The 23,593-nt window shown below is 75.5% G+C and carries 21 protein-coding genes; 11 read left to right on the forward strand and 10 right to left on the reverse strand.

Going from position 1 to position 23,593, the window contains the following annotated elements; genetic code table 11:
- Positions 1–16 precede the first annotated feature (16 nt).
- From ACGF15_RS16120 to ACGF15_RS16130, 3 genes are all read left to right on the forward strand, one after another.
- Positions 17–1,774: a cytochrome c biogenesis protein ResB gene (locus ACGF15_RS16120; protein WP_392799932.1), complete on the forward strand. Its 1,758-nt coding sequence runs from the start codon at positions 17–19 to the stop codon at positions 1,772–1,774.
- Positions 1,771–2,862: a c-type cytochrome biogenesis protein CcsB gene (gene ccsB / locus ACGF15_RS16125; RefSeq protein ID WP_345616027.1), complete on the forward strand. Its 1,092-nt coding sequence runs from the start codon at positions 1,771–1,773 to the stop codon at positions 2,860–2,862. The genes ACGF15_RS16120 and ccsB overlap by 4 nt, the downstream gene beginning before the upstream one ends.
- Before the next feature lie 136 nt (positions 2,863–2,998).
- The gene (locus ACGF15_RS16130; protein ID WP_345616028.1) at positions 2,999–3,511 is read left to right on the forward strand and encodes an SRPBCC domain-containing protein; all 513 of its coding nucleotides are present in this window, start codon (positions 2,999–3,001) and stop codon (positions 3,509–3,511) included.
- Between the two features lie 75 nt (positions 3,512–3,586).
- Here ACGF15_RS16130 and ACGF15_RS16135 read toward each other — a convergent pair whose 3' ends face one another.
- The 4 genes from ACGF15_RS16135 to ACGF15_RS16150 all read right to left on the reverse strand — a co-directional run bounded on the left by ACGF15_RS16135 (position 3,587) and on the right by ACGF15_RS16150 (position 8,231).
- Positions 3,587–5,092: a hypothetical protein gene (locus ACGF15_RS16135; RefSeq protein ID WP_392799532.1), complete on the reverse strand. Its 1,506-nt coding sequence runs from the start codon at positions 5,090–5,092 to the stop codon at positions 3,587–3,589.
- A complete protein-coding gene (locus ACGF15_RS16140; protein WP_392799535.1) occupies positions 5,089–7,131 on the reverse strand; it encodes a hypothetical protein in 2,043 nt (680 codons plus the stop codon). Before ACGF15_RS16140 ends, ACGF15_RS16135 begins: the two co-directional genes overlap by 4 nt.
- 259 nt (positions 7,132–7,390) lie before the next feature.
- Complete coding sequence (locus tag ACGF15_RS16145; protein ID WP_345616032.1) at positions 7,391–7,834, reverse strand: nucleoside deaminase; 444 nt, start codon at positions 7,832–7,834, stop codon at positions 7,391–7,393.
- A gap of 46 nt (positions 7,835–7,880) precedes the next feature.
- Positions 7,881–8,231, reverse strand: coding sequence for a PLD nuclease N-terminal domain-containing protein (locus ACGF15_RS16150; RefSeq protein WP_392799538.1), 351 nt, complete (start codon positions 8,229–8,231; stop codon positions 7,881–7,883).
- Positions 8,232–8,318: 87 nt separating this feature from the next.
- Here ACGF15_RS16150 and ACGF15_RS16155 point away from each other — a divergent pair, with 87 nt between their 5' ends.
- Entirely contained in the window at positions 8,319–9,773 is a 1,455-nt protein-coding gene (locus ACGF15_RS16155; protein ID WP_345616035.1) for a menaquinone biosynthesis decarboxylase, read from the forward strand.
- Complete coding sequence (gene mqnP, locus ACGF15_RS16160) at positions 9,770–10,672, forward strand: menaquinone biosynthesis prenyltransferase MqnP (RefSeq protein ID WP_256526806.1); 903 nt, start codon at positions 9,770–9,772, stop codon at positions 10,670–10,672. Before ACGF15_RS16155 ends, mqnP begins: the two co-directional genes overlap by 4 nt.
- A 123-nt stretch (positions 10,673–10,795) precedes the next feature.
- On the opposite strand, the gene ACGF15_RS16165 is transcribed toward mqnP, so the two are convergent.
- Together ACGF15_RS16165 and ACGF15_RS16170 are read right to left on the reverse strand one after the other, a co-directional pair.
- Positions 10,796–11,395, reverse strand: coding sequence for a rhomboid family intramembrane serine protease (locus ACGF15_RS16165; RefSeq protein ID WP_392799543.1), 600 nt, complete (start codon positions 11,393–11,395; stop codon positions 10,796–10,798).
- Positions 11,396–11,488: 93 nt separating this feature from the next.
- A complete protein-coding gene (locus ACGF15_RS16170) occupies positions 11,489–12,292 on the reverse strand; it encodes a TetR family transcriptional regulator (RefSeq protein ID WP_392799546.1) in 804 nt (267 codons plus the stop codon).
- 183 nt (positions 12,293–12,475) lie between these two features.
- Here ACGF15_RS16170 and ACGF15_RS16175 point away from each other — a divergent pair, with 183 nt between their 5' ends.
- From ACGF15_RS16175 to ACGF15_RS16195, 5 genes are read left to right on the forward strand one after another with little or no spacing between them, the layout of a single operon-like run.
- On the forward strand, positions 12,476–13,306 hold the full coding sequence (locus ACGF15_RS16175; RefSeq protein WP_345616038.1) for a glycosyltransferase family 2 protein: 831 nt from the start codon (positions 12,476–12,478) through the stop codon (positions 13,304–13,306).
- Entirely contained in the window at positions 13,303–14,697 is a 1,395-nt protein-coding gene (locus tag ACGF15_RS16180) for a glycosyltransferase family 2 protein (RefSeq protein ID WP_392799549.1), read from the forward strand. The genes ACGF15_RS16175 and ACGF15_RS16180 overlap by 4 nt, the downstream gene beginning before the upstream one ends.
- A gap of 14 nt (positions 14,698–14,711) precedes the next feature.
- Positions 14,712–16,076, forward strand: a complete 1,365-nt coding sequence (locus tag ACGF15_RS16185) for a teichoic acid transporter (RefSeq protein ID WP_345616040.1) — start codon at positions 14,712–14,714, stop codon at positions 16,074–16,076.
- Positions 16,073–17,065: a glycosyltransferase family 2 protein gene (locus ACGF15_RS16190; protein WP_345616041.1), complete on the forward strand. Its 993-nt coding sequence runs from the start codon at positions 16,073–16,075 to the stop codon at positions 17,063–17,065. The genes ACGF15_RS16185 and ACGF15_RS16190 overlap by 4 nt, the downstream gene beginning before the upstream one ends.
- Complete coding sequence (locus ACGF15_RS16195; protein WP_392799554.1) at positions 17,062–17,949, forward strand: polysaccharide deacetylase family protein; 888 nt, start codon at positions 17,062–17,064, stop codon at positions 17,947–17,949. Before ACGF15_RS16190 ends, ACGF15_RS16195 begins: the two co-directional genes overlap by 4 nt.
- A 42-nt stretch (positions 17,950–17,991) precedes the next feature.
- Here ACGF15_RS16195 and ACGF15_RS16200 read toward each other — a convergent pair whose 3' ends face one another.
- The 4 genes from ACGF15_RS16200 to ACGF15_RS16215 form a co-directional block, all read right to left on the reverse strand.
- The gene (locus ACGF15_RS16200) at positions 17,992–18,819 is read right to left on the reverse strand and encodes a family 16 glycosylhydrolase (protein ID WP_392799557.1); all 828 of its coding nucleotides are present in this window, start codon (positions 18,817–18,819) and stop codon (positions 17,992–17,994) included.
- Positions 18,816–19,184, reverse strand: a complete 369-nt coding sequence (locus ACGF15_RS16205; RefSeq protein ID WP_360643394.1) for a hypothetical protein — start codon at positions 19,182–19,184, stop codon at positions 18,816–18,818. Before ACGF15_RS16205 ends, ACGF15_RS16200 begins: the two co-directional genes overlap by 4 nt.
- Positions 19,181–21,043, reverse strand: a complete 1,863-nt coding sequence (locus tag ACGF15_RS16210; RefSeq protein ID WP_392799560.1) for a glycosyltransferase — start codon at positions 21,041–21,043, stop codon at positions 19,181–19,183. The genes ACGF15_RS16205 and ACGF15_RS16210 overlap by 4 nt, the downstream gene beginning before the upstream one ends.
- Positions 21,044–21,159: 116 nt before the next feature.
- Complete coding sequence (locus ACGF15_RS16215; RefSeq protein WP_345616046.1) at positions 21,160–22,290, reverse strand: phosphotransferase; 1,131 nt, start codon at positions 22,288–22,290, stop codon at positions 21,160–21,162.
- 187 nt (positions 22,291–22,477) lie between these two features.
- On the opposite strand from ACGF15_RS16215, the gene ACGF15_RS16220 reads away from it, so the two are divergent.
- The gene (locus ACGF15_RS16220) at positions 22,478–23,560 is read left to right on the forward strand and encodes a GNAT family N-acetyltransferase (protein WP_362612398.1); all 1,083 of its coding nucleotides are present in this window, start codon (positions 22,478–22,480) and stop codon (positions 23,558–23,560) included.
- Positions 23,561–23,593: the final 33 nt, after the last annotated feature.

A 23,593-nucleotide genomic window follows, 5' to 3' on the forward strand; every position in this document is an offset into this window, starting at 1 on the left:
GATGGGCAGCACCTCCATGAACGGCAGCGGCAAGGGCGGCACCGGCGAGGGCGGGGACGGCTCCGGCGGCCCCGTCGAGGGCACCGGCACCCCCGCGGGCGCGGTCCGCACGGCCGAGGAACGCGACCTCGGGGAGGCGGGCGCACAGCTGTCCACCGCCCCCGTCGAGGGCGCCGAGACCGCCGCCGGGGCCCCGGGCCTCGGCCCGGTGGGCTGGGCGCGCTGGTTCTGGCGCCAGCTCACCTCCATGAGGGTCGCGCTGATCCTGCTGTTCCTGCTCTCCCTCGGCGCCATCCCCGGCTCCCTGATCCCGCAGAACAGCATCGACGAGACCAAGGTGGCCGCCTTCCGGGAGCGGCACGAGACCCTGGCGCCGCTCTACGACAAGCTCCAGTTCTTCGACGTCTACAGCTCGGTCTGGTTCTCGGCGATCTACCTGCTGCTGTTCGTCTCGCTCATCGGCTGCATCGTGCCCCGGTCCTGGCAGTTCGTCGGCCAGCTGCGCAGCCGCCCGCCCGGCGCCCCGCGCCGGCTGGACCGGCTGCCCGCCTCCACCACCTGGCGCACCGCGGCGGAGCCGGAGCAGGTGCGCGAGGCGGCCCTGGCGCTGCTGGCCGGCCGCCGCTTCCGCGCCCACCGGGCCGGTGACGCGGTCGCCGCGGAGAAGGGCTACCTGCGCGAGGCGGGCAACCTCGTCTTCCACGTCTCCCTCATCGTGATGCTGGTGGCCTTCGCCTGGGGCCAGCTGTTCAAGTCGGAGGGCGGGAAGCTGGTCGTCGAGGGCGGCGGCTTCTCCAACACGCTCACCCAGTACGACGACTTCCGCTCCGGGTCCCTCTTCGGGACGGACGACCTGACCCCCTTCAGCTTCGTGCTGGACAGCTTCACCGGCACCTACGCGAAGAGCGGCCCCGAGCGCGGCACCCCGCGCACCTACGAGGCGGCCGTGACCTGGTCCACCCCCGGGGGGACCGATCGCAAGCAGGTCATCGAGGTGAACCGGCCGCTGGAGGTGGACGGCACCAAGGTCTACCTCAACGGCCACGGCTACGCGCCCGTGGTCACGGTCCGCGACGCCCGGGGCGAGGTCGTCTTCCAGGACCCGGTGCCGCTGCTGCCCATCGACAGCAACGTCACCTCCACCGGAGCCATCAAGGTCATGGACGGCTACCGGGGCCCGGACGGCGAGAAGGACCAGCTCGGCTTCCAGGCGTTCTTCGTCCCGACCTTCGCCGGAGCGGGCGAGGGCGACATGTTCTCCCAGTTCCCCGGACTGGAGTTCCCGGTGCTCGCCCTCACCGGCTACCACGGCAGCCTGGGCGTGGACTCCGGGCTGCCGCAGAACGTGTACCAGCTGGACACCAGCAAGATGGAGCAGTTCAAGGCCGCGAACGGCGAGGTCCTCAAGCAGCGGCTGCTGCCCGGCGAGACCATGCAGCTGCCCGACGGCGCCGGCTCCATCACCTTCGAGAAGGACGTCAGGGAGTGGGCGACCTTCCAGATCACCCGCCAGCCGGCCACCGGCTGGGCCCTCAGCGGCGCGATCGCGGCGATCGGCGGCCTCGCGGCCTCCCTGTTCGTCCAGCGCCGCCGCGTCTGGGTGCGCGCCGTGCGCGGTGAGGACGGGGTGACCGTCGTGGAGATGGCGGGCCTGGGCCGCAGCGAGTCGGCGAAGCTCCCGGAGGAGCTCGGCGACCTGGCCCTCGCCCTCAACGCACAGGCGCCGACGGCGCCTGAACCAGTGGATGCAACCGCCGAAGGGGCGACCACGTGAACCTCGCCGCAACCAACGAGAGCCTGGCGGAGATCAGCAACTACCTGATCTACTCGTCGATGGCCGTCTACACCCTGGCCTTCTTCGCGCACATGGCGGAATGGCTCTTCGGCAGCCGGAGCAAGGTGGCCCGCACCGCCGCCGCGCTGACCGCGGGCGAGGGACGCCAGGAGGGCCGGGGGGCCGCCGCACCGGCCGTCACCGCCGGCACCGCCGGGGGGACCGCCGTCCTGGACAGGCCGAAGGTGGTCACCCGGGCCACCGGCGGCGCCCGGGACGTCCCCGACGGCCCCGGCGCCCACGGCGGCACCGCCAAGGGCGACCTCTACGGCCGGATCGCGGTCTCCCTCACCGTCCTCGCCTTCCTGCTGGAGGCCGCCGGGGTCGCCTCCCGGGCCCTGTCGGTGCAGCGTGCGCCGTGGGGCAACATGTACGAGTTCTCGACGACCTTCTCGACCGTCGTCGTCGGCGTCTACCTGGTGCTGCTGTTCGCGGGGAAGAACGTCCGCTGGGCCGGGCTGCCGCTGGTCACCACGGTGCTGCTGGACCTCGGGCTCGCCGTCACCGTCCTCTACACCGAGAGCGACCAGCTGGTCCCGGCGCTGGACTCCTACTGGCTGTGGATCCACGTCTCCACCGCGATCTTCTGCGGCGCCGTCTTCTACCTGGGCGCGGTCGGCAGCATCCTCTACCTCTTCCGCGACTCCTACGAGGCCAAGCTCGCCGGGGGCGGCACCCCGGGCCGCTTCGCGACCTCGGTCCTGGAGCGCCTGCCCTCGGCCGCCACCCTGGACAAGTTCGCCTACCGGGTCAACGCGGCCGTCTTCCCGCTGTGGACCTTCACGATCATCGCGGGGGCCATCTGGGCGGGCGACGCCTGGGGCCGCTACTGGGGCTGGGACGCCAAGGAGGTCTGGTCGTTCATCACCTGGGTCGCCTACGCCGCCTATCTGCACGCCCGGGCGACCGCGGGCTGGAAGGGCCGCAAGGCCGCCTACATCGCCCTGATCGCCTTCCTGACGTTCCTGTGGAACTACTACGGCGTCAACATGTTCGTGAACAGCCTCCACTCCTACGCGGGGGTCTGACCCCGCGGACGGCGCCGGAGCCCCGCGCTCCCGCCGCCGCACGGGGCCCGAGGCGGCCCCCCGCCCGTACCGCGTGCGGGGGCGCCCCGGGCGTGGCGCCTTCGCCGCGGGGCGGCCGCCGGGAGACGCTGGGGCGATGAGCGAGACGATCACCCCGGGCACCACCGAGGACCAGAGCGACGGAACCCGCCTGGTGCGCTTCGTGCTCGACCTGCCCCACCCGGTGATCAGGGTGTGGGCCGCCGTCGCCACCCCCGAGGGACTGCCGACCTGGCTCTGCGCCGCCGAACTCCTCGAACCGAGGATCGGCGGCGCGGTGGTCCTGCGGCGGCTCACCGCCGAGGCCGAGGGCCGCCGCGCCGCGGCCGAGGGCCGCGTCACCGCCTGGGACATGGAGCGGGTCGCCGAGTACACGGTGGGCGTCCACGGCCGCATCCGCTTCCATCTGGAACCCCACGGCGACGGCACGGTCCTGCGCTTCACCAACGAAGTCCGCTGCGAGGACGAGGCCCTGCCCGACTGCCTGGCGTGCTGGCACGACCACATCGAGCGCCTGGCCGCCGCGCTCGACGGCCACCCCACGACCGACTGGTCCACCTGGACCGCCGACCACCGGCGCCGGCTGCGGGAGGACTACGCCCGCCGCTGAGCGTCCCCCGGGGCGTACCGGCCGGGGCGTGCCGGCCCGGCCGGAACCGGGCACGGGCCGTCGGCCGCGGCTCCCTCAGTCCTTCCGGTAGACGCAGTCCTCGGGGGGCGGCTTGCCGTCCGGCCAGGAGAACCCCTCGAATCCCAGCGAGCCGTCACCCGTCAGCCGCACGATGGGCACCGCCTTGTTCCGCGGGTTGCCCTCCGTGTCCAGGCATATCCAGCCACTGGCGCCCTCGACCCGCAGCGAGCCGGTGAAGTGGGGCCACTGCGCCGTCACGTCCCCCAGCGCGGGCACCGCCGCCGAGGCGCCGGTGGCGCGGCGGATGCCCTGGACCGCGGTCGCCATGGCGTCGTAGCCGATGATCGTCTGGCCGTCGTGGAGGGTGTTCTCCCCGATCTCGGGCCGCACCTCCGACAGCGCCGACTCCAGCCGCCGGAACGCGGCCTCCGAGCCCCCCGTCGCCGGAGGGGTGTGCCCGGACGAGGCGACCCAGGAGTCCGGGTGGGCGAGCGCGGCGTACTTCAGGACCACCCGCGGCCGCTTCTCCCCCGGCCGCTGCTCCAGCGCCGCCCGGTCGAGCAGCTCGTCCTGGCCGAGGTAGGACGCCTCGTCCCCGGTGAACACGGTGAACCCGCGCTCCGCGCACCCCGACCGGCCGAGTTCCGAGACGAAGACCCGCAGCGGGGTGTGGCGCCCGGCGAAGAAGACGGTGCGGGCCTCCGTGTCGCAGATGTAGTGGGCGATGGAGTTGAACACGTTCCCCAGGTTGCCCGGGTCGTCCGGCTCCCCGCTGGAGGTGAACGGGCGCGCGTCGTACACCTGGTCGGGCAGCTGCTGGTCGAAGGCCTCCCGCAGGGTCCGCGCGTAGTTGTCCATCGGCTGGGTGTCGTAGACGAGCAGCGCGTTGCGGTCCACGGACGTGGCGTGGGCCACCAGCGCCCGGGCCTCGTCGGTGTTGGTGGGGGAGACCCGGGCCAGGCCCGGGATGTCGGTGATGTCGTCGGCGGTGATGGTCGAGCCGACCATCGGGATCCCGTGCCGGGAGAGCAGCCCCACGGACTGCTTGGTGACGGTGTTGCTGGTCGCTATCCCGGTCACCGCCCGCAGCGGCACCGGATCGTCCGCCATGCCCACCAGCTGCTCGGTGACCGACTCCCAGTGGAGCCCGAGATTGCCCGTGTTGGCCAGCAGCACGCGGATCCTCGGCGGCCTGCCCTCCTCCCGGTTGGCGAGCAGCTGCCGGATGTACACGCCCTGGAGCTCGTGGCGCATCTTCGTCAGCTGCTCGGGGGCGGTGGCGCTGAACGGCATCATCACGGCCACGGAGACCGCGAGGCCGCCCTCCTTCGCCACCCGCGCGTTCTCGGCGCCGATGGCCCGTGCGACGTCCCGGATCTCACCGACGCCGAAGTCGAACCCGGTCGCCGAGACGCCGATGCACTCCTCGCTGCCCTCGGGCCGCTCCACCCCGGCGGCGCAGGACCGGTCGGGGTCCAGCACACCGGGGCCGAAGAGCACCCCGAGGACCAGAGCGGCGACCGCGGCCGCACCGATGGCGATCCTGGTCAGGTTGTTCACGCCGGACTCCCCCCGTTCGCCGGGCCCCTCCGGGTGCATCCGCACTCCCGGAGCGGCCGTCCCGATCTGATGCTCTCCGCCCACAGCCCGGCCGCGTCCGTCAGCACGGAGCCGTCGGCGACGTCGTCGCGCAGCGCGTGCAGGGCGCCGTGCGAGGCCGTCTCCAGCCGCGACTCCGGCAGCTCCAGCCGGTCCTGCGCCAGCCAGGCGACGTGCAGCAGCCGCTCCACCCTGCGGCCCAGGTCGCGGTGACCGCCGGTGAAGGCGGTCCCGCGGCGCTCCGGCAGGCCGGTGAACAGCGGGGCCGAGGCGATCCGCAGCAGATCCTCCAGCCAGGCGGCCGTGTCCGCGCGGTCCAGTGAACCGGTCAGGTAGGCCACCGCGTTGCGGGTCCGGCCGTTCGCCAGCTCGTGCTGGTACTGCTGCCAGGAGGCGGGGTGGTTGGAGGCGTAGTGGGTGGTCAGGCTCTCGTGCGCCCCGATCCAGGAGGCGTGGTCGGGCTCCCGGTGCCACAGCCGGTGCAGCAGCAGGGTGCGCAGGCAGTGGTCGGCGACGAAGTGCTCCTCGCACCGAGGCCAGCCGTCGGCGTCCAGGGCGGCGCGCAGCTCGGTGGTGGTCATCGCCGCGGCCGCGGGCAGCAGCAGGGCGGCGGCCCGCACGTCGGCCGCGGGGCTCAGCAGGGTGAGCAGTTCCCCGGCCTCACCCGGGGCCAGCTCCTCGCGCAGCGACTCCGCCACGGTCGGCGCCGGGGGGCCGGGCGCGGTGCCGCGGTGGTCGAGCAGGGCCCGCAGCGTCAGTCCGGCCAGCGGCGAGGGGGCCGGACTCCCGAGGGGCGGGCCCTGGGACCGCAACTCCTCGATGGCCGCGGTCATCCGGGTCATGGCCAGCGGACGCCCGCCGGTGAAGCGGTGCAGTGCGCGGGGCAGTCCGGGCGGGAGCATCGCATCGGGGTCGACATGGCTCAGCAGCCCGTCCGAGGTCTCCGGGCCCGCGGGCGGCAACGGCGGGTAGGGGATCACCACCAGCGGGTTCCGGCACAGGCCGTCGGACCGCTCCCGGGCCAGTCCCACCGCGGACGTCAGCGAGGGCAGCCGCCGTGCGCCGCGCAGCACCTGCGGGTCCTCGTGGCGGAAGGCGGCGTACACCACCACCCGGTCCTGGTGCCCGGTGCCGCGGTGGGTGAGGCAGTCCCGCACCAGCTGCTCGCCGAGTTCGTCGTGGGCGTTGTCCAGGAGCATCAGCGGACGCCCGGTGCGCAGCAGCCAGCCGCCGGTGGTGCGGTACGCCTCCTCCAGATCGGCCCGCAGCGCCTGGCCGAGGAAGTACTCGGCGCGGCGCCGCTGGTCGCCCCCGAGCAGGAAGTGGCGGCCCAGCAGGACGAGTCCCGAGCGGGCGCTGCCCTGCGCCCCCGGGTAGGCGCCGTACCAGTCGGCGGCCCGGCGGCCGGCCCGCGTGAGCAGCCTGCGCAGCAGCACCTCGACCGACAGCTCGACATGGGACCCGGTGGCGCGGGGGCGGCCGGGCGCCTCCGCGTAGGCGGCCGTCAGCGTCGCCACCCCGTCGCGGACCGCGCCGTCGCCGCGGGCCGGCGACACCGGCTCCAGGCGGCGCAGTTCGGCCGCGATGCGCTCGTCCTCGTCGGCGTTCCACGTGCCGGAGGCGATGGCGACCAGCCCGGCGAACAGGCGCGTGGTGTGCAGGGTCCCGGAGCGGGCCGGGCCGCTGGCGGTGAAGCCGGCACCCAGGATCCGCAGGGCCTCGGTCACCAGGGATCGGGACCGGGGGGACTCGGCGGCCCCGGTGCGCAGGGCCTCGTCGGCGCAGTCGAGGTAGGCGGTCGGGGTGACCGGGGCGCAGTCCTGGCGCAGTCGTGCGAAGGCATGGGTCTTGCCGGTGCCCCGTCCGCCGACGACGGCCACCACGGGTGGCGGCAGGGCCCGGCAGTAGGGACGCCGGCGGAGACCGGCCACCTCGGTGCCGGTCAGATGGGACGTGAGCTGCGCGAGCAGGTCGCTCCTCGCGGCGAGTTGATCCCTCAAGAACGACTCCCCGTCGGTCAACTGGCGCCGGAGGGCTGATGGATGGTCAGGACGTCCAGGGTAGGCGCCGGGGCAGGTCCGGGCGAATGTTCCGGCCGGATTCGTGTTCGTCCCGTTACCCGCCGTCGCCGTCTTCCGGCGGGGCCGCGGAACCGGGCGGCGGGTCGGCCGCCGAGGCGGGCGGGAGGGGCGGGTCCGGAGAGGGGCGCGCCCGGTCCCCGGTCCGGCGGAGGCCGTGGCGCGCGGGAGGGGGGGTGGGTCAGTCCCCGATGTCCTCGTGCCAGAGCCCGGGGTGTTCCGCGACGAAGGCGCCCATCATCGCGGCGCACTCCGCGTCGTCGAGGAGGACCACCTCCACGCCGTGCTCGGCGAGCCAGTCGTGGCCGCCGTGGAAGGTCCGCGCCTCGCCGATCACGACGCGGGAGATGCCGAACTGGCGGACCAGGCCGCTGCAGTACCAGCAGGGGGACAGGGTGGTCACCATCGTGGTGCCGCGGTAGGTGCGCTGCCGCCCCGCCGCGCGGAAGGCGGCGGTCTCCGCGTGCATCGAGGGGTCGCCGTCCTGGACGCGCCGGTTGCGGCCGCGGCCCAGCAGGGTGCCGTCGGCCGTGTAGAGCGCGGCGCCGATCGGCAGACCGCCTTCCGCCAGGCCGGTGCGGGCCTCGGCGAGCGCGGTGGCGAGCCACTGCCGGTAGGGGGTCACGGAGTTCCTCGCGGTCGGCGGTGGCGGGGCGTCGGGTGCGGCGGGCTCAGGGGCGGGGGCGGTTGTCCGGGTCGTCGCCCTCCACCGCGTCCTCCCTGTTCTTCGGGGGCTCCGGCTGCTCCTCGTCGCCAGTGCGCTTCTCGCCCAGGGACTTCAGGAACTCGGGGTTGTCGTCCGGGGCGACCCAGCCGCGGCGGCCCGCGGAGCGCTGGAGCGCCGCGCGGTCCTTGCCCACGATCAGCCAGGAGACGGACCCCACGAGCGGGAACAGCAGCACCAGAATGGCCCACAGGGGCTTGGGGATGTACCTGACGTCCTTCTCGTCCGTGGTGATGCAGTCGATGAAGGCGTAGATGCTGAGCGCCAGAGGCACCAGAAACATCAGGACCCGAAGCATGGCCGACCCCCTGCGCAACAGAGCTCGGGACCGGCCGGGCGGCCCCCGTGACAGCTCCAGGGTAGTGCGTGCCGGATACTGGACGGCATGGCTTACGACGATCTTCGCTCCCTGCTCCGCGCCCTGGAGCGCGAGGGGGACCTCAAGCGCATCAAGGCCGAGGTCGATCCGTACCTGGAGGTCGGGGAGATCGTCGACCGGGTGAACAAGGCGGGCGGACCGGCGCTGCTGTTCGAGAACGTCCGCGGTTCCTCGATGCCGCTGGCGATGAACGTCTTCGGTACCGACCGGCGCCTGCTGAAGGCCCTGGGCCTGTCCTCCTACGCCGAGATCGGGGAGAAGATCGGCGGGCTGCTCAAGCCCGAGCTGCCGCACGGCTTCGTCGGGGTGCGCGAGGCCTTCGGCAAGCTGGGCTCGATGGTGCACGTCCCGCCGAAGAAGGTGAAGGACGCGCCGGTCCAGGAGGTGGTCCTCACGGGCGAGGACGTCGACCTCGACGCCCTGCCCGCCCTGTTCACCTGGCCCCAGGACGGCGGCTCCTTCTTCAACCTGGGGCTCACCCACACCAAGGACCCCGGCACCGGCATCCGCAACCTGGGCCTCTACCGCCTCCAGCGGCACGACCGGCGCACCATCGGCATGCACTGGCAGATCCACAAGGACAGCCGGAACCACTACCAGGTCGCCGCCCGGCGGGGCGAGCGGCTGCCGGTCGCGATCGCCTTCGGCTGCCCGCCCGCCGTGACCTACGCCTCCACCGCTCCGCTGCCCGGGGACATCGACGAGTACCTGTTCGCCGGGTTCGTCGCGGGCCGGCGGATCGAGATGGTGGACTGCCGGACCGTGCCCCTCCAGGTCCCGGCCGACGCGGAGGTCGTGCTGGAGGGCTGGCTGGAGCCCGGGAAGATGCTGCCCGAGGGCCCCTTCGGCGACCACACCGGCTTCTACACGCCGCAGGAGCCGTTCCCCGCGCTGACCATCGACTGCGTCACCATGCGCAGGCGGCCGCTGCTCCAGTCCATCGTGGTGGGACGGCCGCCGACGGAGGACGGGCCGCTGGGCCGCGCCACCGAGCGCTTCTTCCTGCCGCTGCTCAAGATCATCGTTCCGGACATCGTGGACTACCACCTGCCGGAGTCGGGCGGCTTCCACAACTGCGCGATCGTCTCGATCGACAAGAAGTACCCGAAGCACGCGCAGAAGGTGATGCACGCCATCTGGGGCGCGCACATGATGTCGCTGACCAAGCTGATCGTCGTCGTGGACGCGGACTGCGACGTCCACGACCTCCACGAGGTCTCCTGGCGGGCCCTCGGGAACACCGACTACGCGCGCGACCTCACGGTCGTCGAGGGGCCGGTCGACCATCTGGACCACGCCTCCTACCAGCAGTTCTGGGGCGGCAAGGCCGGTATCGACGCGACCCGCAAGCTCCCCGAGGAGGGCTACACCCGCGATGGCGGGTGGCCCGAGATGGTGGTCTCCGACCCGGCGACGGCGGCGCTGGTGGACCGCCGCTGGAAGGAGTACGGACTCTCGTGACCTCTGCCGCAGCGGCCGTCCCGCAGCCCGGGCGCACCCGGGCGTTCCTCCGGCTGGTGATGATCGAGCACTCGGTCTTCGCGCTGCCCTTCGCCTACATCGCGGCGCTGACCGCGATGTTCCGGACGGACGGCACCGTGCACTGGGGGGAGCTGCTCCTCGTCACGGTGGCGATGGTCGGGCTGCGGACCTTCGCCATGGCCTGCAACCGGATCATCGACCGGGAGATCGACGCCCGCAATCCGCGCACCGCCTCCCGCGAGCTGGTCACCGGGGCGGTCTCGGTGCGCTCGGCGTGGACCGGTGCACTGATCGCGCTCGCGGTCTTCCTGGGCGCCGCCGCGCTGCTCAACCCGCTGTGCCTGGCGCTCGCCCCGGTCGCCGTGGTGCCGATGGTGGTCTACCCCTACGGCAAGCGGTTCACCGACTTCCCGCACGCGATCCTGGGGCTGGCGCAGGCCATGGGGCCGGTCGGCGCCTGGATCGCGGTCACCGGGGCGTGGTCCTGGGACGCGGTCGTGCTGGGCCTCGCGGTGGGCGTCTGGATCGGCGGCTTCGACCTGATCTTCGCCTGCCAGGACGTCCAGGCGGACCGCGCCCACGGCGTGCAGTCCGTGCCCGCCCGCTTCGGCATCCCGGCGGCGCTGTACGGCGCGCGCGGGTGCCACGCCGTCACCATGGGGCTGTTCGTCTGGTACGCGCTGGCCACCGGGGCGGGCGCCTTCCTGTGGCTGGGGCTGGCGATCGTGGCCGCGGCCTTCGTCTACGAGCACTCCATCGTGCGGCCCCACGACCTCTCCCGGCTGAACCGCGCCTTCTTCACCGTGAACGGCTTCATCGGTATCGCGCTCTTCGTGTGCGCCCTGCTGGACCTGGTGGTGCGCGGCCTGACGGTGTGAGCGGGCGCCACCCCCGGGCCCTGCCGCCACCTCCGGGGCGGCCCGCCACCCCCGGGCCTGGCGCCCCCGGGTCCGGCCCGGGCGACGGGCCCCGCACGCCGGGACGCCCCGGGCCCGGCGCGCTCAGCCCCGCGCGGGCGCCCGCCCCCGGTCGCGGAGGGCGAAGGCCGCCGCCACCCCCGCCAGCAGCCCGAAGAGGTGCGCCTGCCAGCTCACCTGGGTGTCGGTGGGGGATATCCCCGCCAGGACGGCGCCTCCCCACACGGCGCCCACCAGCACCGCCACGGCGATGTCCCTGGGCTTGCGCTCCACGACGCCGCGCCCGAGGAGGTAGCCGAAGAGGCCGAACACCAGGCCCGAGGCCCCCGCCGTGTTGGTGCCCGCCGGGGAGACCAGCCAGACCGCCAGGCCGTCCGCCACGATGATCAGCAGGGCGACGGCGAGGAAGCGGCGGATGCCCCCGAGCGCGGCGAGGAAGCCCATCACCAGCAGCGGGATGCTGTTGGCGGCGACATGGGCGAAGCCGAAGTGGAGGAAGGCCGCGGGCACCACGTCCGCCAGCTCCGAGCTCTGCCGGGGCGTGATGCCGTAGGGATCCAGGGCGTGGCCCGTGATCGCGTCCACCGCCTCCAGTGCCCACAACAGGGCGACCCAGGCGAGCATGAGCTTGGCCGCCGCTCCGGCGCGGTCGCTCCCGCCCCAGGCGGGCCGGTCGTTCGTCATCACGGCCCCCCGATCCTCTGTGCCGATATCCGGAAGAACGTTCGCAGGGGGGTCGCGGTTCCGCGTCTCGGTCATTCGAAGGGGTGAACCGGTTCACTTCTCCGCAGGGGTGAACCGGTCGAGCAGGGCGTCCAGCCCCGCGGCCAGGTCCCGGGGGCCCGCCCGCTCCGCGAGGGACGGCGCGGTGGCGCGCAGCAGCGGCAGCTCCCGGGCGGGGATCCGGTGCAGGCCGAGGCGGAACGCCGGATCGGGCTCGTCCGGGTCGTCGACCACCGCCCGCAACTCCACGAGGACGTAGCCGAGCACCCAGCCCGAGTAGGCGCGGAAGGCCGCGGCCGAGCCCGCCCCGTCGAGGCCCGCCTCCCGCAGCAGCGCCAGGACCCGCTCGTGCTGCTCCAGGACCGCCGCGGGCCGCCGCGCCAGGGGCACGGCGAGCATCCGGGTGGCCAGCAGCGGCACGACCTGGGGGTGGTCCAGGGCCAGGCGGTAGGTGCCCGCGGCCATCCGGTGCAGCTCGGCCCGCCAGTGCGGTCTCCCGCCGTCCCCGGGGCCGTCCGCCCGCGCCGTGCCCTGCTCCCCGCCGGCCCCCGGGACCCTCGCCGCGGCGGGCGCCGCCGCGTCCAGACGGGCGTGCAGCTCCGTGAAGAAGGCCTCCACCAGGCCGTCGAGCAGCCCTTCCTTCCCCTCCGCGTAGCGGTACAGCGCCATGGCCTCCACGCCCAGCTCCGCCCCCAGGCGCCGCATGCTCAGGGCCGACAGCCCCTCGCGGTCCACCAGCTCCAGGGCGGTGCCCAGCACCCGTTCGCGGTTGAGGCGGCCGTAGCGGCCCCGGTCGCTCCGTCTGCGCGCCGGGCGCGGGCCGTGCTCCGGCGCGCCGGAGGCCGGGTCCTGGTGCATGGGGGCCGCCTTCATCGGGTGTCCGATCCGTCACGGTACGAGCAGCTCTTGACCCTAGGGGCAATCGGGGCGAAAGTGTATGTATACAGCGTAAACGTACAGAGCCTCAGTGCCTGGACTCCAGCGGACGACCTCCGTGGCACGGCACCACACCCCGTGCACCGATGCGATCCCGGAGAGATCATGACCACCCGCCCGACCCGGCTCCCCGCCACCGCCGACGCGCCCCCGTCCCCCGACGGCCACCCGCTGCGCCGATCCACCGACCCCGCCCCCCACCCGCTGCGCCGTGCCGAGGACCGGACCCCGCCACCGTGCACGGTGAGCCTGGTCGTCCCGGCGCGGAACGAGGCGCGCAACATCCCCTGGGTCTTCGAGCAGATCCCCGACTGCGTTGACGAGGTCCTGCTGATCGACGGGGACTCCAGCGACGCGACCGTCCGCATGGCGGCCGAGTGCATGCCGGGCGTCCGCCTCCTCCCCCAGTCCGGCCCCGGCAAGGGCAACGCCCTGCGCACCGGCTTCCTCGCGGCACGCGGGGAGTACGTGGTGATGATGGACGCGGACGGCAGCATGTCGCCCGCCGAGATCCCCCACTTCCTGCACTTCCTCCAGCACGGCTACGACTTCGTCAAGGGCTCGCGCTTCGTCGCGGGCGGCGGGTCCCTGGACCTCACCCGGATCCGCAGGCTCGGCAACCGCGGCCTGCTGTCGGTCGTCAACCGGCTCTACGGCGCCTCGCTCACCGACCTCTGCTACGGCTTCTGCGCCTTCCGGCGCCCCTTCCTCGACCAACTCGACCTGCATGCCGTCGGCTTCGAGATCGAGGCGGAGATGATCGTGCACGCGCTGCGCAGCGGACTGCGGATCGCGGAGGTCCCCAGCCTCGAACTGCCCCGCCGCAGCGGCTCGTCCAACCTCCACGCCGTCTCCGACGGCACCCGCATCCTGCGCACCCTGCTCTCCGAGCGCCCCGGCGCCCACCCCCGCGTCCCCGCCCGGAGCGCCCCGTGACCTCGCCCGCCCCTGCCGGTCCCCCCTCCCGTGCCCGCCCCGCGCCGCCCGCCGGCCGGGCCGGGGACGCCTTCCGGGCCGTCACGGTCGTGGACATCGACCTCGCCCGGCCCGGCGAGTTCCGCGCCCCCGGCGGCCGCCCCCCGCGCCGCGACCCCACCGGCCCCGCCCTCGCCCTCGTCCGGCTCCACGGCAGGCCCCTGGGCACCGTGACCGCCACCGCCGAGGGCCCCCGGGACCTGTGGCGGGCGCTCGCCGACAGCGCCCGCCGCGAACTGCCCGGAGCCGCCCGCACCCCCGCCTCCGTCCTGGCGCCCGTCCCGCCCCGCGCGGGCGAGCCCCGCCCGCAGGTCGGCGTCGTCGTCGCCACCCGCGACCGCACCGGACTCCTGCGCTCCTGCCTGGACTCGCTCCTGGCCGCCGACCCGCCGCCCGCCGAGGTGATCGTGGTCGACAACGCGCCGTCCGACGACAGCACCGAGCGCCTGGTGCGCACCCGCTACGCCACCCGCGTCCGCTACCTCCGCGAACCCGTCCCCGGCCTCGCCCGTGCGCACAACCGCGGCCTGGCCGCGGTCCGCACGCCCCTGGCGGCCTTCACCGACGACGACACCCTGGTCGACCCCGGCTGGCCCGCCGCCCTGGCCGCCGCCTTCCGCGCCGACCCGGAGACCGGCTGCGTCACCGGCCTGATCGTCCCCGCCGAGCTGCGCACCGCGGCCCAGGCGGCCCTGGAGCGGCACGGGGCCTTCGGCAAGGGCTTCGCGCCCCGGATCTGGTCCCTGCGCGACCCGCCCGCCGACCCCCTGTTCCCGTTCACCGCCGGACGCTTCGGTTCCGGCACCAACATGGCCTTCCGCACCGAACTCCTCCGCGACATGGGCGGGTTCGACCCCGCCACCGGGACGGGCACACCCGCGCACGGCGGCGACGACCTCCTCGCCTTCTTCCGCGTCCTGGTCGGCGGACGCAGCCTCGCCTACACCCCCGACGCGATCGTCTGGCACCGCCACCGGCGCACCCCCGAGGCCCTCGCCGCCCAGGCCTTCGGCTACGGCTCCGGCCTCGGCGCCTACCTGGCGGCCGCGATGGCCCACGAGCCGCGGATGCTCCCGGCCCTGCTGCGCCGCGTCCCCGGCGGACTGCGCCACGCCCTCGCCCGGGCGGGCGGCCACCCCGGGCCGGACCGCGGGCCCTCCCGGCGGCTGGCCCTGCGGGAGCTGCGCGGCATGGCCTACGGACCCGTCGGCTACCTCCGCAGCCGCCGCCGCTCCCGCCGCGCCGCCCCCCGGCAGGCCCCCGCCGCCCACCGCACACCCCCCGCCGCGGCCGCCCCCGGCGCCGACGACCCCCGCCTGCGCCGCGGCCACCGCCGCCCCGGCACGGGCTGAGGAGGGCCGGGACCGTGTACGCCACCCCGGGAGCACCCCCGACCGGCCGGTCCGGGCCCCGGCGGTCCGCCCCCGCCGCGCGGCCGCTCGCCGCGGCGGTCCGCGCGGGCGCCCGCGGTCTCTTCTCCCGCGACCCGCTGCTCCGCAACGGCCATCTCCTCGCCGTCAGCTCCCTGGTCAACGCCGCGCTGGGCGCGCTGTTCTGGGTCCTCGCCACCCGCTGGTACGACGACGCCGCCGTCGGCCTCAGCTACTCCGCGCTCTCGGCCATGCTGCTGCTCGCCAGCATCGGGCAGCTCAACCTCTCCGACTTCCTGATCCGCTTCGCCCCCTCGGCCGGACGCCACACCCGGCGCATGGTGCTCACCTGCTACGGCGTCAGCGCCGTCGCCAGCACCGCGGCCGCGGGCGCCTTCCTGCTCCTCGTGCCCAGGGCCGCACCCGACCTCGGCTTCCTCCGGTCCCCGCTGCCCGCGCTGTGCTTCGTCCTCGCCACCGCCGCGTACGCCGTCTTCGTGATGCAGGACGGCGCGCTGACCGCACTGCGCCGACCGGGCTGGGTGGTCGCGGAGAACATCGTCTTCGCCGTCGTCAAGATCCTGCTGCTGGGACTGGGCGCGCTGCTCGCCCTGGCCACCGGCATCCTGCTCTCCTGGGCCGGAGCGCTGGTGGTCGCGCTGCTCGTCGCCAACGTCGTGCTGCTGCGCCACGCGGTGCCCCGCCACGAGCGCACCTCCCCGGACGCCAGGCCCCCCGCGCGGCCGGTGCGCTACGCCGCGGCCGACTACGCGGGCTCGCTGTTCCGGATGGCCGCCTACACCCTGGTCCCGCTGATCGTCCTCAACCACCTCGGACCCGAGCAGAGCGCCTACTACTCGCTCGCCTGGGTGGTGGCCTACGTGCTCTACCTGGTCACCCGGAACCTGGGCAGCTCGCTGGTGGTGGAGGCGGTGCGCAGCCCCGAGCGGCTGGTGGAGCACGGGCGGCGGGTGATGCGCCACTCCGCGCTGCTCCTCGGGGCGGGGGTCGCGGTCCTCGTCGCCGGGGCGCCGCTGATCCTCGACCTCTTCGGCGAGGGCTACTCCGACTCCGGCGCCGACCTGCTGCGCCTGCTGGCCCTCTCCGCCCTGCCCAACATCGTCGTCAGCCTCGCCATCGACGTCTCCCGGGCCCGCCGCCGGCTGCGGCTCGCGGTCGGACTCCAGGTCGCCCTGTGCGTGCTGGTGCTCGGCCTCACCACGGCCCTGCTGCCCGTCATGGGGATCACCGGTGCCGGGGTCGCCTGGCTGGCGGCGGAGTGCCTGCTGGCGCTGCCCCTGCTGCTCGGACGGGCGCGCTGGCTGGCCACCGGACCGGCCGACCCCCGGGAGGCGTCATGACGAGGACCCGCGAGATCGTCGGATCGAGCAGCCCCACCTTCTCCGTCGTGGTCTGCGCCTACACCCTCGACCGGTGGGACGACGTCCGGGCCGCCGTGGCCTCCCTGCGCCGCCAGAGCCGTCCCGTCGACGAGATCCTCCTCGTCGTCGACCACTGCCCCGAGCTCTACGAGCGGGCCGCCGCCGGGCTCCCGGGCGAGGTGCGCGTGCTCGCCAGCCACGAGCGGCGCGGACTGTCCGGGGCCCGCAACACCGGGGTGGCCGCCGCCCGCGGCGAGGTCGTCGCCTTCCTCGACGACGACGCCACGGCCGACCCCGACTGGCACGCCCGCCTGGCCGCGGGCTACGGCGACCCCGCGGTCGCCGGCGTCGGCGGACTGGTCCGGCCCTGGTGGACCACCGGGCGGCCCGCGTGGTTCCCGCCCGAGTTCGACTGGGTGGTCGGCTGCTCCTACCGGGGGCTGCCCGAACACCCCGCGCCGGTACGCAACTTCATCGGCGCCAACATGTCCTTCCGCCGCGCCGAGGTGCTCGCCGCGGGGGGCTTCCGCACCGACCTGGGACGCGTCGGCAGGACACCGCTCGGCGGCGAGGAGACCGAACTCTGCCTGCGCATCGCCGCCCGCAGCCCCGGGGCCGTGCTGCTCTACGAACCCGGCGCCGCCGTCCGCCACCGGGTGCCCGGCGCCCGCGCCCAGCACACCTACTTCCGGGCACGCTGCTACGCGGAGGGCCTCTCCAAGGCCCGCGTGGCAAGCCTGCGGGGCAGCCGCGCCGCCCTCGCCAGCGAACGCGCCTACCTGCGCTCGGCCGTGCCCCGGGCCTTCGCACGGACCCTGCGCCCGGGGACCGACGGCGGCCCGCGTGTCCTCGCCGCCCTGTGCACGGGCGTCGGCGCCACCGTCGCGGGCTATGTCGTGGGCCGCGCCGGGCTGCTGGCCGGGGCCGTCCGCAGGGCCCGCGGCGAGCCGGCCGGGGACGCCCCGTGAGCCCCTCGGGAGCCGGTCCGGCGGTCCGGTCCGCGGCGCCGGTCCCCGTGCTGCTCTACCACAGCGTCTGCGAGGAACCGCCCGCCTGGATCGCGCCGTTCACCGTGCGCCCCCGTGCGTTCGCCCGGCAGCTCGACCTCCTCGCCGACCGCGGTGTGGCCGTCGTCCCGCTGAGCCGGCTGGTGGCCGCCCAGCGCTCCCCGGCCGCCGCCGCGGCGCTGCCCGCCCGCTGCGCCGTGCTCACCTTCGACGACGGCTTCGCGGACTTCCACACCACAGTGGCCCCGCTGCTCGCCGCCCGCGGACTGACCGCGACCCTGTACCTCACCACCGGCGCCGTCCGGCGGCCCGGCCGGACGGCCGGGCCCGGCCCCCTGCCCCCGGCGGCCATGCTGGACTGGGACCGGGTCCGGGAACTCGACGCGGCGGGCTTCGAGATCGGCGGCCACACGGCCACCCACCCCCAGCTCGACACCCTCCCGCCCGCCGCCCTGGCACCGGAGATCGAGGGCTGCCGGCGCCGGATCGAGGACGAACTGGGGCACCGCGTCACCGCTTTCGCCTATCCGCACGGCTACTCCGGTCCCGCCGTGCGCCGCCGTACCGCCCGGGCGGGCTGGACCTCCGCCGCCGCCGTCCGGCAGGGCTTCAGCTCCGCCGCCGACGAGCCCCTGCGGATCGCCCGGCTGATGCTGCGGGCGGACACCGGCCCCGCGGAGTTCGCCCGCTGGGCGGCGGGCGAGGGCGCGCCCGTGGCGCCCTTCCCGGAGGGCGCCCGCACCCGCGGCTGGCGTGCCTGGCGCCGTCTGCGGGCGCGGCTGCGCGTCCCCTGCGAGGCGCTGCCCCCGCCGCATACGGCCGGGGGCGCGGCGGCCCGGGGGTGAGGCGGGGCGGGTCCGGGGCCGCCGGGTCCCCGTCCTGCCGGATCAGCGCTGCCAGACGCGCACCCAGTCCACCGTCATCCGCGCCGAGTCCACCTGGTCCGGGGGCGGGTCGGGCACCCCGACCGCGAGGTTGAGCAGCACCTCCATCGGCTCGTGCGGGATCTGCTCCGGTTCCGTGGCACGGAAGCGCTCCACGCCGTCCACGTACCAGACCAGCCGGTCCGGCTCCCACAGCAGGCCGAACACATGGGAGCGCGCGGCGAAGTCGACGGGGCCGTGACTGCCGTTCGCCCGCTGCTCGGCGCCCTGCGCGTCCCGCCAGTGCACGTACATGTCCAGCTGCCGGCTGGTGCCCAGGAACTCCATGATGTCGACCTCCGGCGGTGTGAACCTCGACGCGGGCATCAGCCAGAAGGCGGGGAACATGCCGGGCTCGGCCGGGATGCGGACGGCCGCCTCGAAGTAGCCGTAGGTGAAGGTCTGCCGGGGCCGGGAGTACCAGTCGTCCCGGCCGGTGGAGATCATGCCGGACCGCCAGGGGTAGACCTCGCCGTCGCTGCCCCGGGTGTCGCGGCGCTCGGCGGTCAGCGTCAGCCGCCCGTCCGAGACGGACACCTGCCCGGGGAGGTACCACTGGAGCTCGTCGTTGCCCTCGTTGGTGCAGCCGTCGACGTTCCAGTCGTAGCAGGTCGCCCACCGGCCGGTGTCCAGCCGGTCGCCCTCGAAGTCCTCGGCCAGCACCGTGCGCCAGTCGTCCCCGGCGGGCGGGCCGCCCCGGGGCGCCGGAGCCGACCGGTCGCCGGCGCAGGCGGCGAGCAGCACCAGCAGCAGCGCGAGCGCGGCCCGGCGCAGCGGGCCGCCCCCGGTCACGGCCGCCCCCCGGTGCGCCGGGGCAGCGGCGGGCGGGGCAGCAGCGCGAGGGCGGAGGTCAGACAGGCCAGCACCACCAGCGCCCGCACGGCGGTGAACACCCCGGCGAGGAACAGCCCGAGGGCCACCAGCGCCGACAGCGCCAGACTGAGCACCACGGCCAGCACGGCCTGCTCCAGCAGGGCCGTGCGGTCCGAGCCGTGACGCAGGGCCGCGGCCCTGCCCGGGCGCACCGCGGCGAGCCCGGGGCACACCAGCAGGAACGCGGCGACCAGGGCGGTACGGGGCACCGAGGCGGGCGGCAGCGCGGTCGCGGCGAGGGCGGCCCAGCCGGACAGGGCGAGGAGCAGGCGCACGGGGTTCACCTCCCATCTCCTCCCGGGGAGTCCGGCGGCGGCGTCACATAGCGGAAGACCGTGGCGTCGGCGGTGTCCCACACCCGGGTGAACCCCTCCGCCCCCGCCATCGCCGCCTCCAGCCGCGGGGTGAGGGAGGCGGGCAGTGTCCCGGTCAGATAGCAGTTCATGGTCTGCGCGCGGCTGAGGACGATATAGGCGGGACGTGTCGGGGTCGCCCCGTAGACGTACCCCTCGACGCCGTCGAGCGGGTCGCGCACCAGGCGCTGCTTGTCCTCCGGGTCCTGGGCGGCCAGCTGGACGCGCTCGTGCCGGTCGTAGAGGCGGTCCAGCCCGGGGACGTCGGAGGTGAGGGAGACGATCCTGGAGCCGGGGGGCGCGTTGTCGGTGACGAAGCGGGCCGCGGCGACCTCGTCCGGGGTGAAGCGGTTGACCGCCTCCTTGCCGTAGTAGCCGAAGACCAGTCCGCCGAGCATGGCGAGGAGCACCGGCAGGACGGCGAGGGTGCGCAGCGCCGGGGCGTCGGGGGCCCGGGGGCCGCCGTCGGCCGCGGCCGACGGCCCCGCCCCGGTGCCCGGGGTGGGGGGCAGCAGCGCGGCGGAGACCAGGAGGGCGGCGGCGGGCAGGGCGAAGAGGTACGCCCGGAAGATCATCTCCCCGCCGTAGGCGTTGACGGCCAGCAGCAGCAGGGGAGCGAGCACCAGCAGCGGCAGGCCGGTGCGGCGGGTCCAGGGCCGGGTCAGGAAGCCCACCGCGGCGAGCACGAAGACGGCCGCCGACAGGATCCGGTCGACCCAGGACAGCAGGGTCTGCCCGGGGGCCGCGGTGCCCAGGGTCGCCAGGCCGGAGGCGATGTTCGCGTCCGGTTCGAGCACCGCGCCGACGAGGTCGCCGAGTTGGGTGGAGATGTACGACCAGGCCACGGTGGTGTCCCAGGCGACGGTCGCCACCACGGCGCCGGCCAGCACCGGCAGCACCACCCGGCGGTTGCGCCGCGGCAGCGCCAGCAGGGCGAGGGCACTCACCAGCATCAGCGGCGTCAGCGGATGCGAGGCGGCGATGGCGGCCACCACGACCAGCACCGCGGCCAGCAGCCCCGGAGGCCAGGCCGGGGACCGCTTCGGCGCCGAGCCGGGCGGCGCCAGGCCGCCCTCCGGCGGCCCGGGCCCCGGTCCCGGTGCCGCTCCCGGTCCCGGTGCCGCTCCCGGTGCCGGTGCCGCTCCCGGTGCCGGTGCCGCGGAGGTGGGCAGGCGGCGCACCACCAGGGCGATCACGGTCACGAACATCAGGAAGGCGAAGGCCTGCGGGGCGAAGTAGTCCTGGCCCACCCAGGAGCAGGAGTAGAAGATCCACACCGCCCCCCAGACCAGCCGCGGGTCGCGGGTGACGGAGCGGTAGAGCAGCAGCAGCGGGCCGAGCAGCAGCGCGTTGGTGAAGGCGGGGAACCAGGCCGCGTAGCCGACGCCCGAGTCGAGTCCGGTGGCCCTCAGGAACAGCCCGTTCAGGTCGAAGAACCCGGGCCACTCGTCGTAGACCGACAGCTTCCCCGCGTCCGGCACCTCGCCGCCGTTGCGCAGCCGGGCGTCGGTCACCGACAGGTGCTTCCACGCCCAGGAGTAGCGCAGCGTGGGGTAGAGGAGGGTCGGGGTGGCGTGCAGGACCGCGATCAGGCCGAGGGTGTGGGCGGCGAGCAGGCCGCGGTGCGTCCGCCGGTCGCTGAGCGCCAGGCAGAAGCCGAGGGTGAGCAGCCCCAGCGCGGCCCAGAAGATCCCCGGCAGCACCTGGAGCAGGCCCAGGTCGCGCATGGCGTCCAGGTCGACGTCGCGCAGCGCCGCCAGCCAGAAGGCCAGGGAGACGGGCAGCAGCACCGCGGAGGCCGTGCCGCGGGCCGAACGGGGGCGGGGCGCCCGGCCCCCGCCGGGGCGCGGGGGCCCCGGCCCGGGGTGCGCCGACGCGTGTCCCGGGGCCGGTCCGTCGCCGGGCGTCAGGAGCCCCTCGCCCATCGTGCCGCCTCCCGCAGCACGGGGGCCACCGTCCCGGCCGTCCACCAGGTGCTGCGTCCGTAGCCGGGGGCCTTGCGGACGTTGCCGGCGACATGCCACAGCCAGGCGAGCAACGGCAGCAGGGCCGGGTCGCCGCCGCCGCCGTCGGGCGCTGCGCCCTTGCGGACCAGCAGCGCCCGGTCCGCGGCGGGCAGCCCCGGCGGCCGCAGCGCGTCCGCGACCAGCCGCCCCAGCGGCCGCCCGTCCCGGGCGCTGCGCACGGTGAGCACGGCCGTGCAGGCGTCGAGTTCGGCCGGGCCGGCGGGCAGCGCGCCGCCCCAGTCGACGAGGCCGGTCACCGCGCGGCGCCCGTCGAGCAGCACGTTGCCCGGGTGGAGGTCGGTGTGCGTCCAGCCCTCGGTGAGCACGGCGCCGCGCAGGGCGCGGTGCAGCCGCAGCCGCAGCGCGGCGAGCCCTTCGGCCCCCGCTCCGGACCGGCACCAGCGGACCTCCGAGGCGAGCAGGCCCAGCGGTTCGGCGGTCCACGAGGCACCCCGGTCGGCGGCCGGGACGGGCCGCCCGGTCGCCCGCCGCACCGCCGCCAGCAGGTCGAGCACGGCGTCGAGCACCGGGTCGGCACCCGGCGGGGGACCGCCCCGGCCCGGCCCCGCCCAGGGCGAGCCGGGCAGCCGTTCCTGGGCGAGCACGGGCACGGGGGCCCGGGGCCGCGGGCCGAGGGCCCGCGGCAGCAGGGCCCGCCACGGGGCGAGCCGCGGATCGGCCAGCAGCGCCCCGAGGACCTCCCACTCGCGGACCAGGACCGCGGCGGCGCGGGCGTCGCGGGCGCGCTTGACCACGGCGGAGGCCCCCGGTGTGCGGAGGGTGAAGACCAGCAGGCCGGACTCGAAGCGCCGCCGCGGTACGACGCCGACCCTGCACGGCCCCAGCCCGCGGGTCAGCCGCCGGGCGGCGAGGCGGTCGGTCGGTCCGCCGAGCAGCCGCGGCGAGCGCAGCGGCAGGAGGCCGAGCAGGGGGTCCCACGGCGCGTGGGCGAAGCGGTGGCCCGTCGGGTCCACGGGGCCCACGACCTCGGTGGCGAGCGTGCGCCCGTGGCCGATCCGTGCGGAGGACATTTGCTGGCAATTCTAGAACTGCTCACCGGATCGGGCCTGTTGTGGACGGGCGCCCGCCCCCCCGGCCCCGGAGCACGCGCGCCCGGGGGGCCGCGCCCATACTGGGAGGAGGACGCCGGCCTCCCGCAGGGCGCCTGCCGCTCCGGCGGGCGGCGCACGGGGCCGGTGACCGTGCCGAGGAGGCGGCATGGACGTCGTGGAACTCCCGGCGGCCGCGGGCGCGGGCCCCGTCAGCGTGACGAGCCCGGTGCCGCGGGACGTGTGGTGGCGGGCCGCCCGCGCGGACGGCTGCGCCCTGGTGACCCAGACCCCCGCCTGGCTCGACGCCATCTGCGCGACCGGCCCCTGGACGGACGCCGGGCGGCTGTACGAGTTCCCCGACGGGGCCTGCGCGGTGCTGCCCCTGGTGCGCCGCCGCGGTCTGCCGGGCCCGCTGACCGTCGAGGACTCCTGGCCGTCCGGCTGGGGCATCGGCGGCCCGCTGCTCCCGGACGGCGACCTCCGCCCGGCCCAGGCCGCCGCGGTGCTCGGGGACCTGGTGACGCGCCCCGCGCTGCGGGTGGGGGTGCGCTTCGGGCCCGACGAGGCCCCGGTGTGGGGGCAGGCGCTGCCGGCCGCCTTCCGGGCCGAGGCCCACTACATGCAGGTCGTCGACCTCCGGGGCGGCTTCGCGGCGGCCTGGGAGCACTTCCGGCCGCGGGTGAAGCGGGACGTCCACCGCGCGGAGCGCTCGCCGGTGGAGGTGGTGGCCGACCGCACCGGGCGGCTGGTGCCCGCCTTCTACGCGCTCTGGGAGAAGTCGGTGCTGCGCTGGGCGGAGCAGCAGCACGAGCCGGAGGCGCTGGCCCGCTTCCGCCAGGGCCGGGCCTTCCCGCTGCGGCGGCTGGAGGCGGTCGCGGAGCGGCTCGGTGAGGCGTGCACCGTCTACCTGGCCACCTGCGGCGGCGAACCGGCGGCGGGGGCGGTGGTGCTGCGCCACGGGCCGCACGCCAAGTACTGGCGGGGGGCCATGGACCGGGAGCTGGCCAATCCGGTCCGGGCCAACCACCTGCTCCAGCGGCTGGCGATCGAGGACGCCTGTGCGGCGGGCTGCCGCTACTACCACATGGGGGACTCCCGCCCGGGGTCCTCGCTCGCCGCGTTCAAGGCGTCCTTCGGGGCGCGGGGGCGGCAGTCGATGCGGTACACCCGGGAGCGGCTGCCGGTGTCCGCGGCCGACCGCGCGCTGCGGGGCGCGGCGAAGCGACTCCTCCGCTTCCATGACGCCTGAGGGTGCCCGCCCGGGCCCGCCCCGGGGGGTGCG

Origin of the sequence: Streptomyces sp. NPDC048001 (assembly GCF_043203115.1) — a bacterium.
GTDB lineage: Bacteria > Actinomycetota > Actinomycetes > Streptomycetales > Streptomycetaceae > Streptomyces > Streptomyces sanyensis.

Coding starts and splice junctions, on each gene's coding strand:
- ACGF15_RS16120 (WP_392799932.1), top strand. CDS start 17: ATGAACGGCAGCGGCAAGGGCGGCACCGGCGAGGGCGGGGACGGCTCC.
- ACGF15_RS16130 (WP_345616028.1), top strand. CDS start 2,999: ATGAGCGAGACGATCACCCCGGGCACCACCGAGGACCAGAGCGACGGA.
- ACGF15_RS16150 (WP_392799538.1), bottom strand. CDS start 8,231: ATGCTTCGGGTCCTGATGTTTCTGGTGCCTCTGGCGCTCAGCATCTAC.
- ACGF15_RS16155 (WP_345616035.1), top strand. CDS start 8,319: ATGGCTTACGACGATCTTCGCTCCCTGCTCCGCGCCCTGGAGCGCGAG.
- ACGF15_RS16165 (WP_392799543.1), bottom strand. CDS start 11,395: ATGACGAACGACCGGCCCGCCTGGGGCGGGAGCGACCGCGCCGGAGCG.
- ACGF15_RS16170 (WP_392799546.1), bottom strand. CDS start 12,292: ATGCACCAGGACCCGGCCTCCGGCGCGCCGGAGCACGGCCCGCGCCCG.
- ACGF15_RS16175 (WP_345616038.1), top strand. CDS start 12,476: ATGACCACCCGCCCGACCCGGCTCCCCGCCACCGCCGACGCGCCCCCG.
- ACGF15_RS16190 (WP_345616041.1), top strand. CDS start 16,073: ATGACGAGGACCCGCGAGATCGTCGGATCGAGCAGCCCCACCTTCTCC.
- ACGF15_RS16215 (WP_345616046.1), bottom strand. CDS start 22,290: ATGTCCTCCGCACGGATCGGCCACGGGCGCACGCTCGCCACCGAGGTC.
- ACGF15_RS16220 (WP_362612398.1), top strand. CDS start 22,478: ATGGACGTCGTGGAACTCCCGGCGGCCGCGGGCGCGGGCCCCGTCAGC.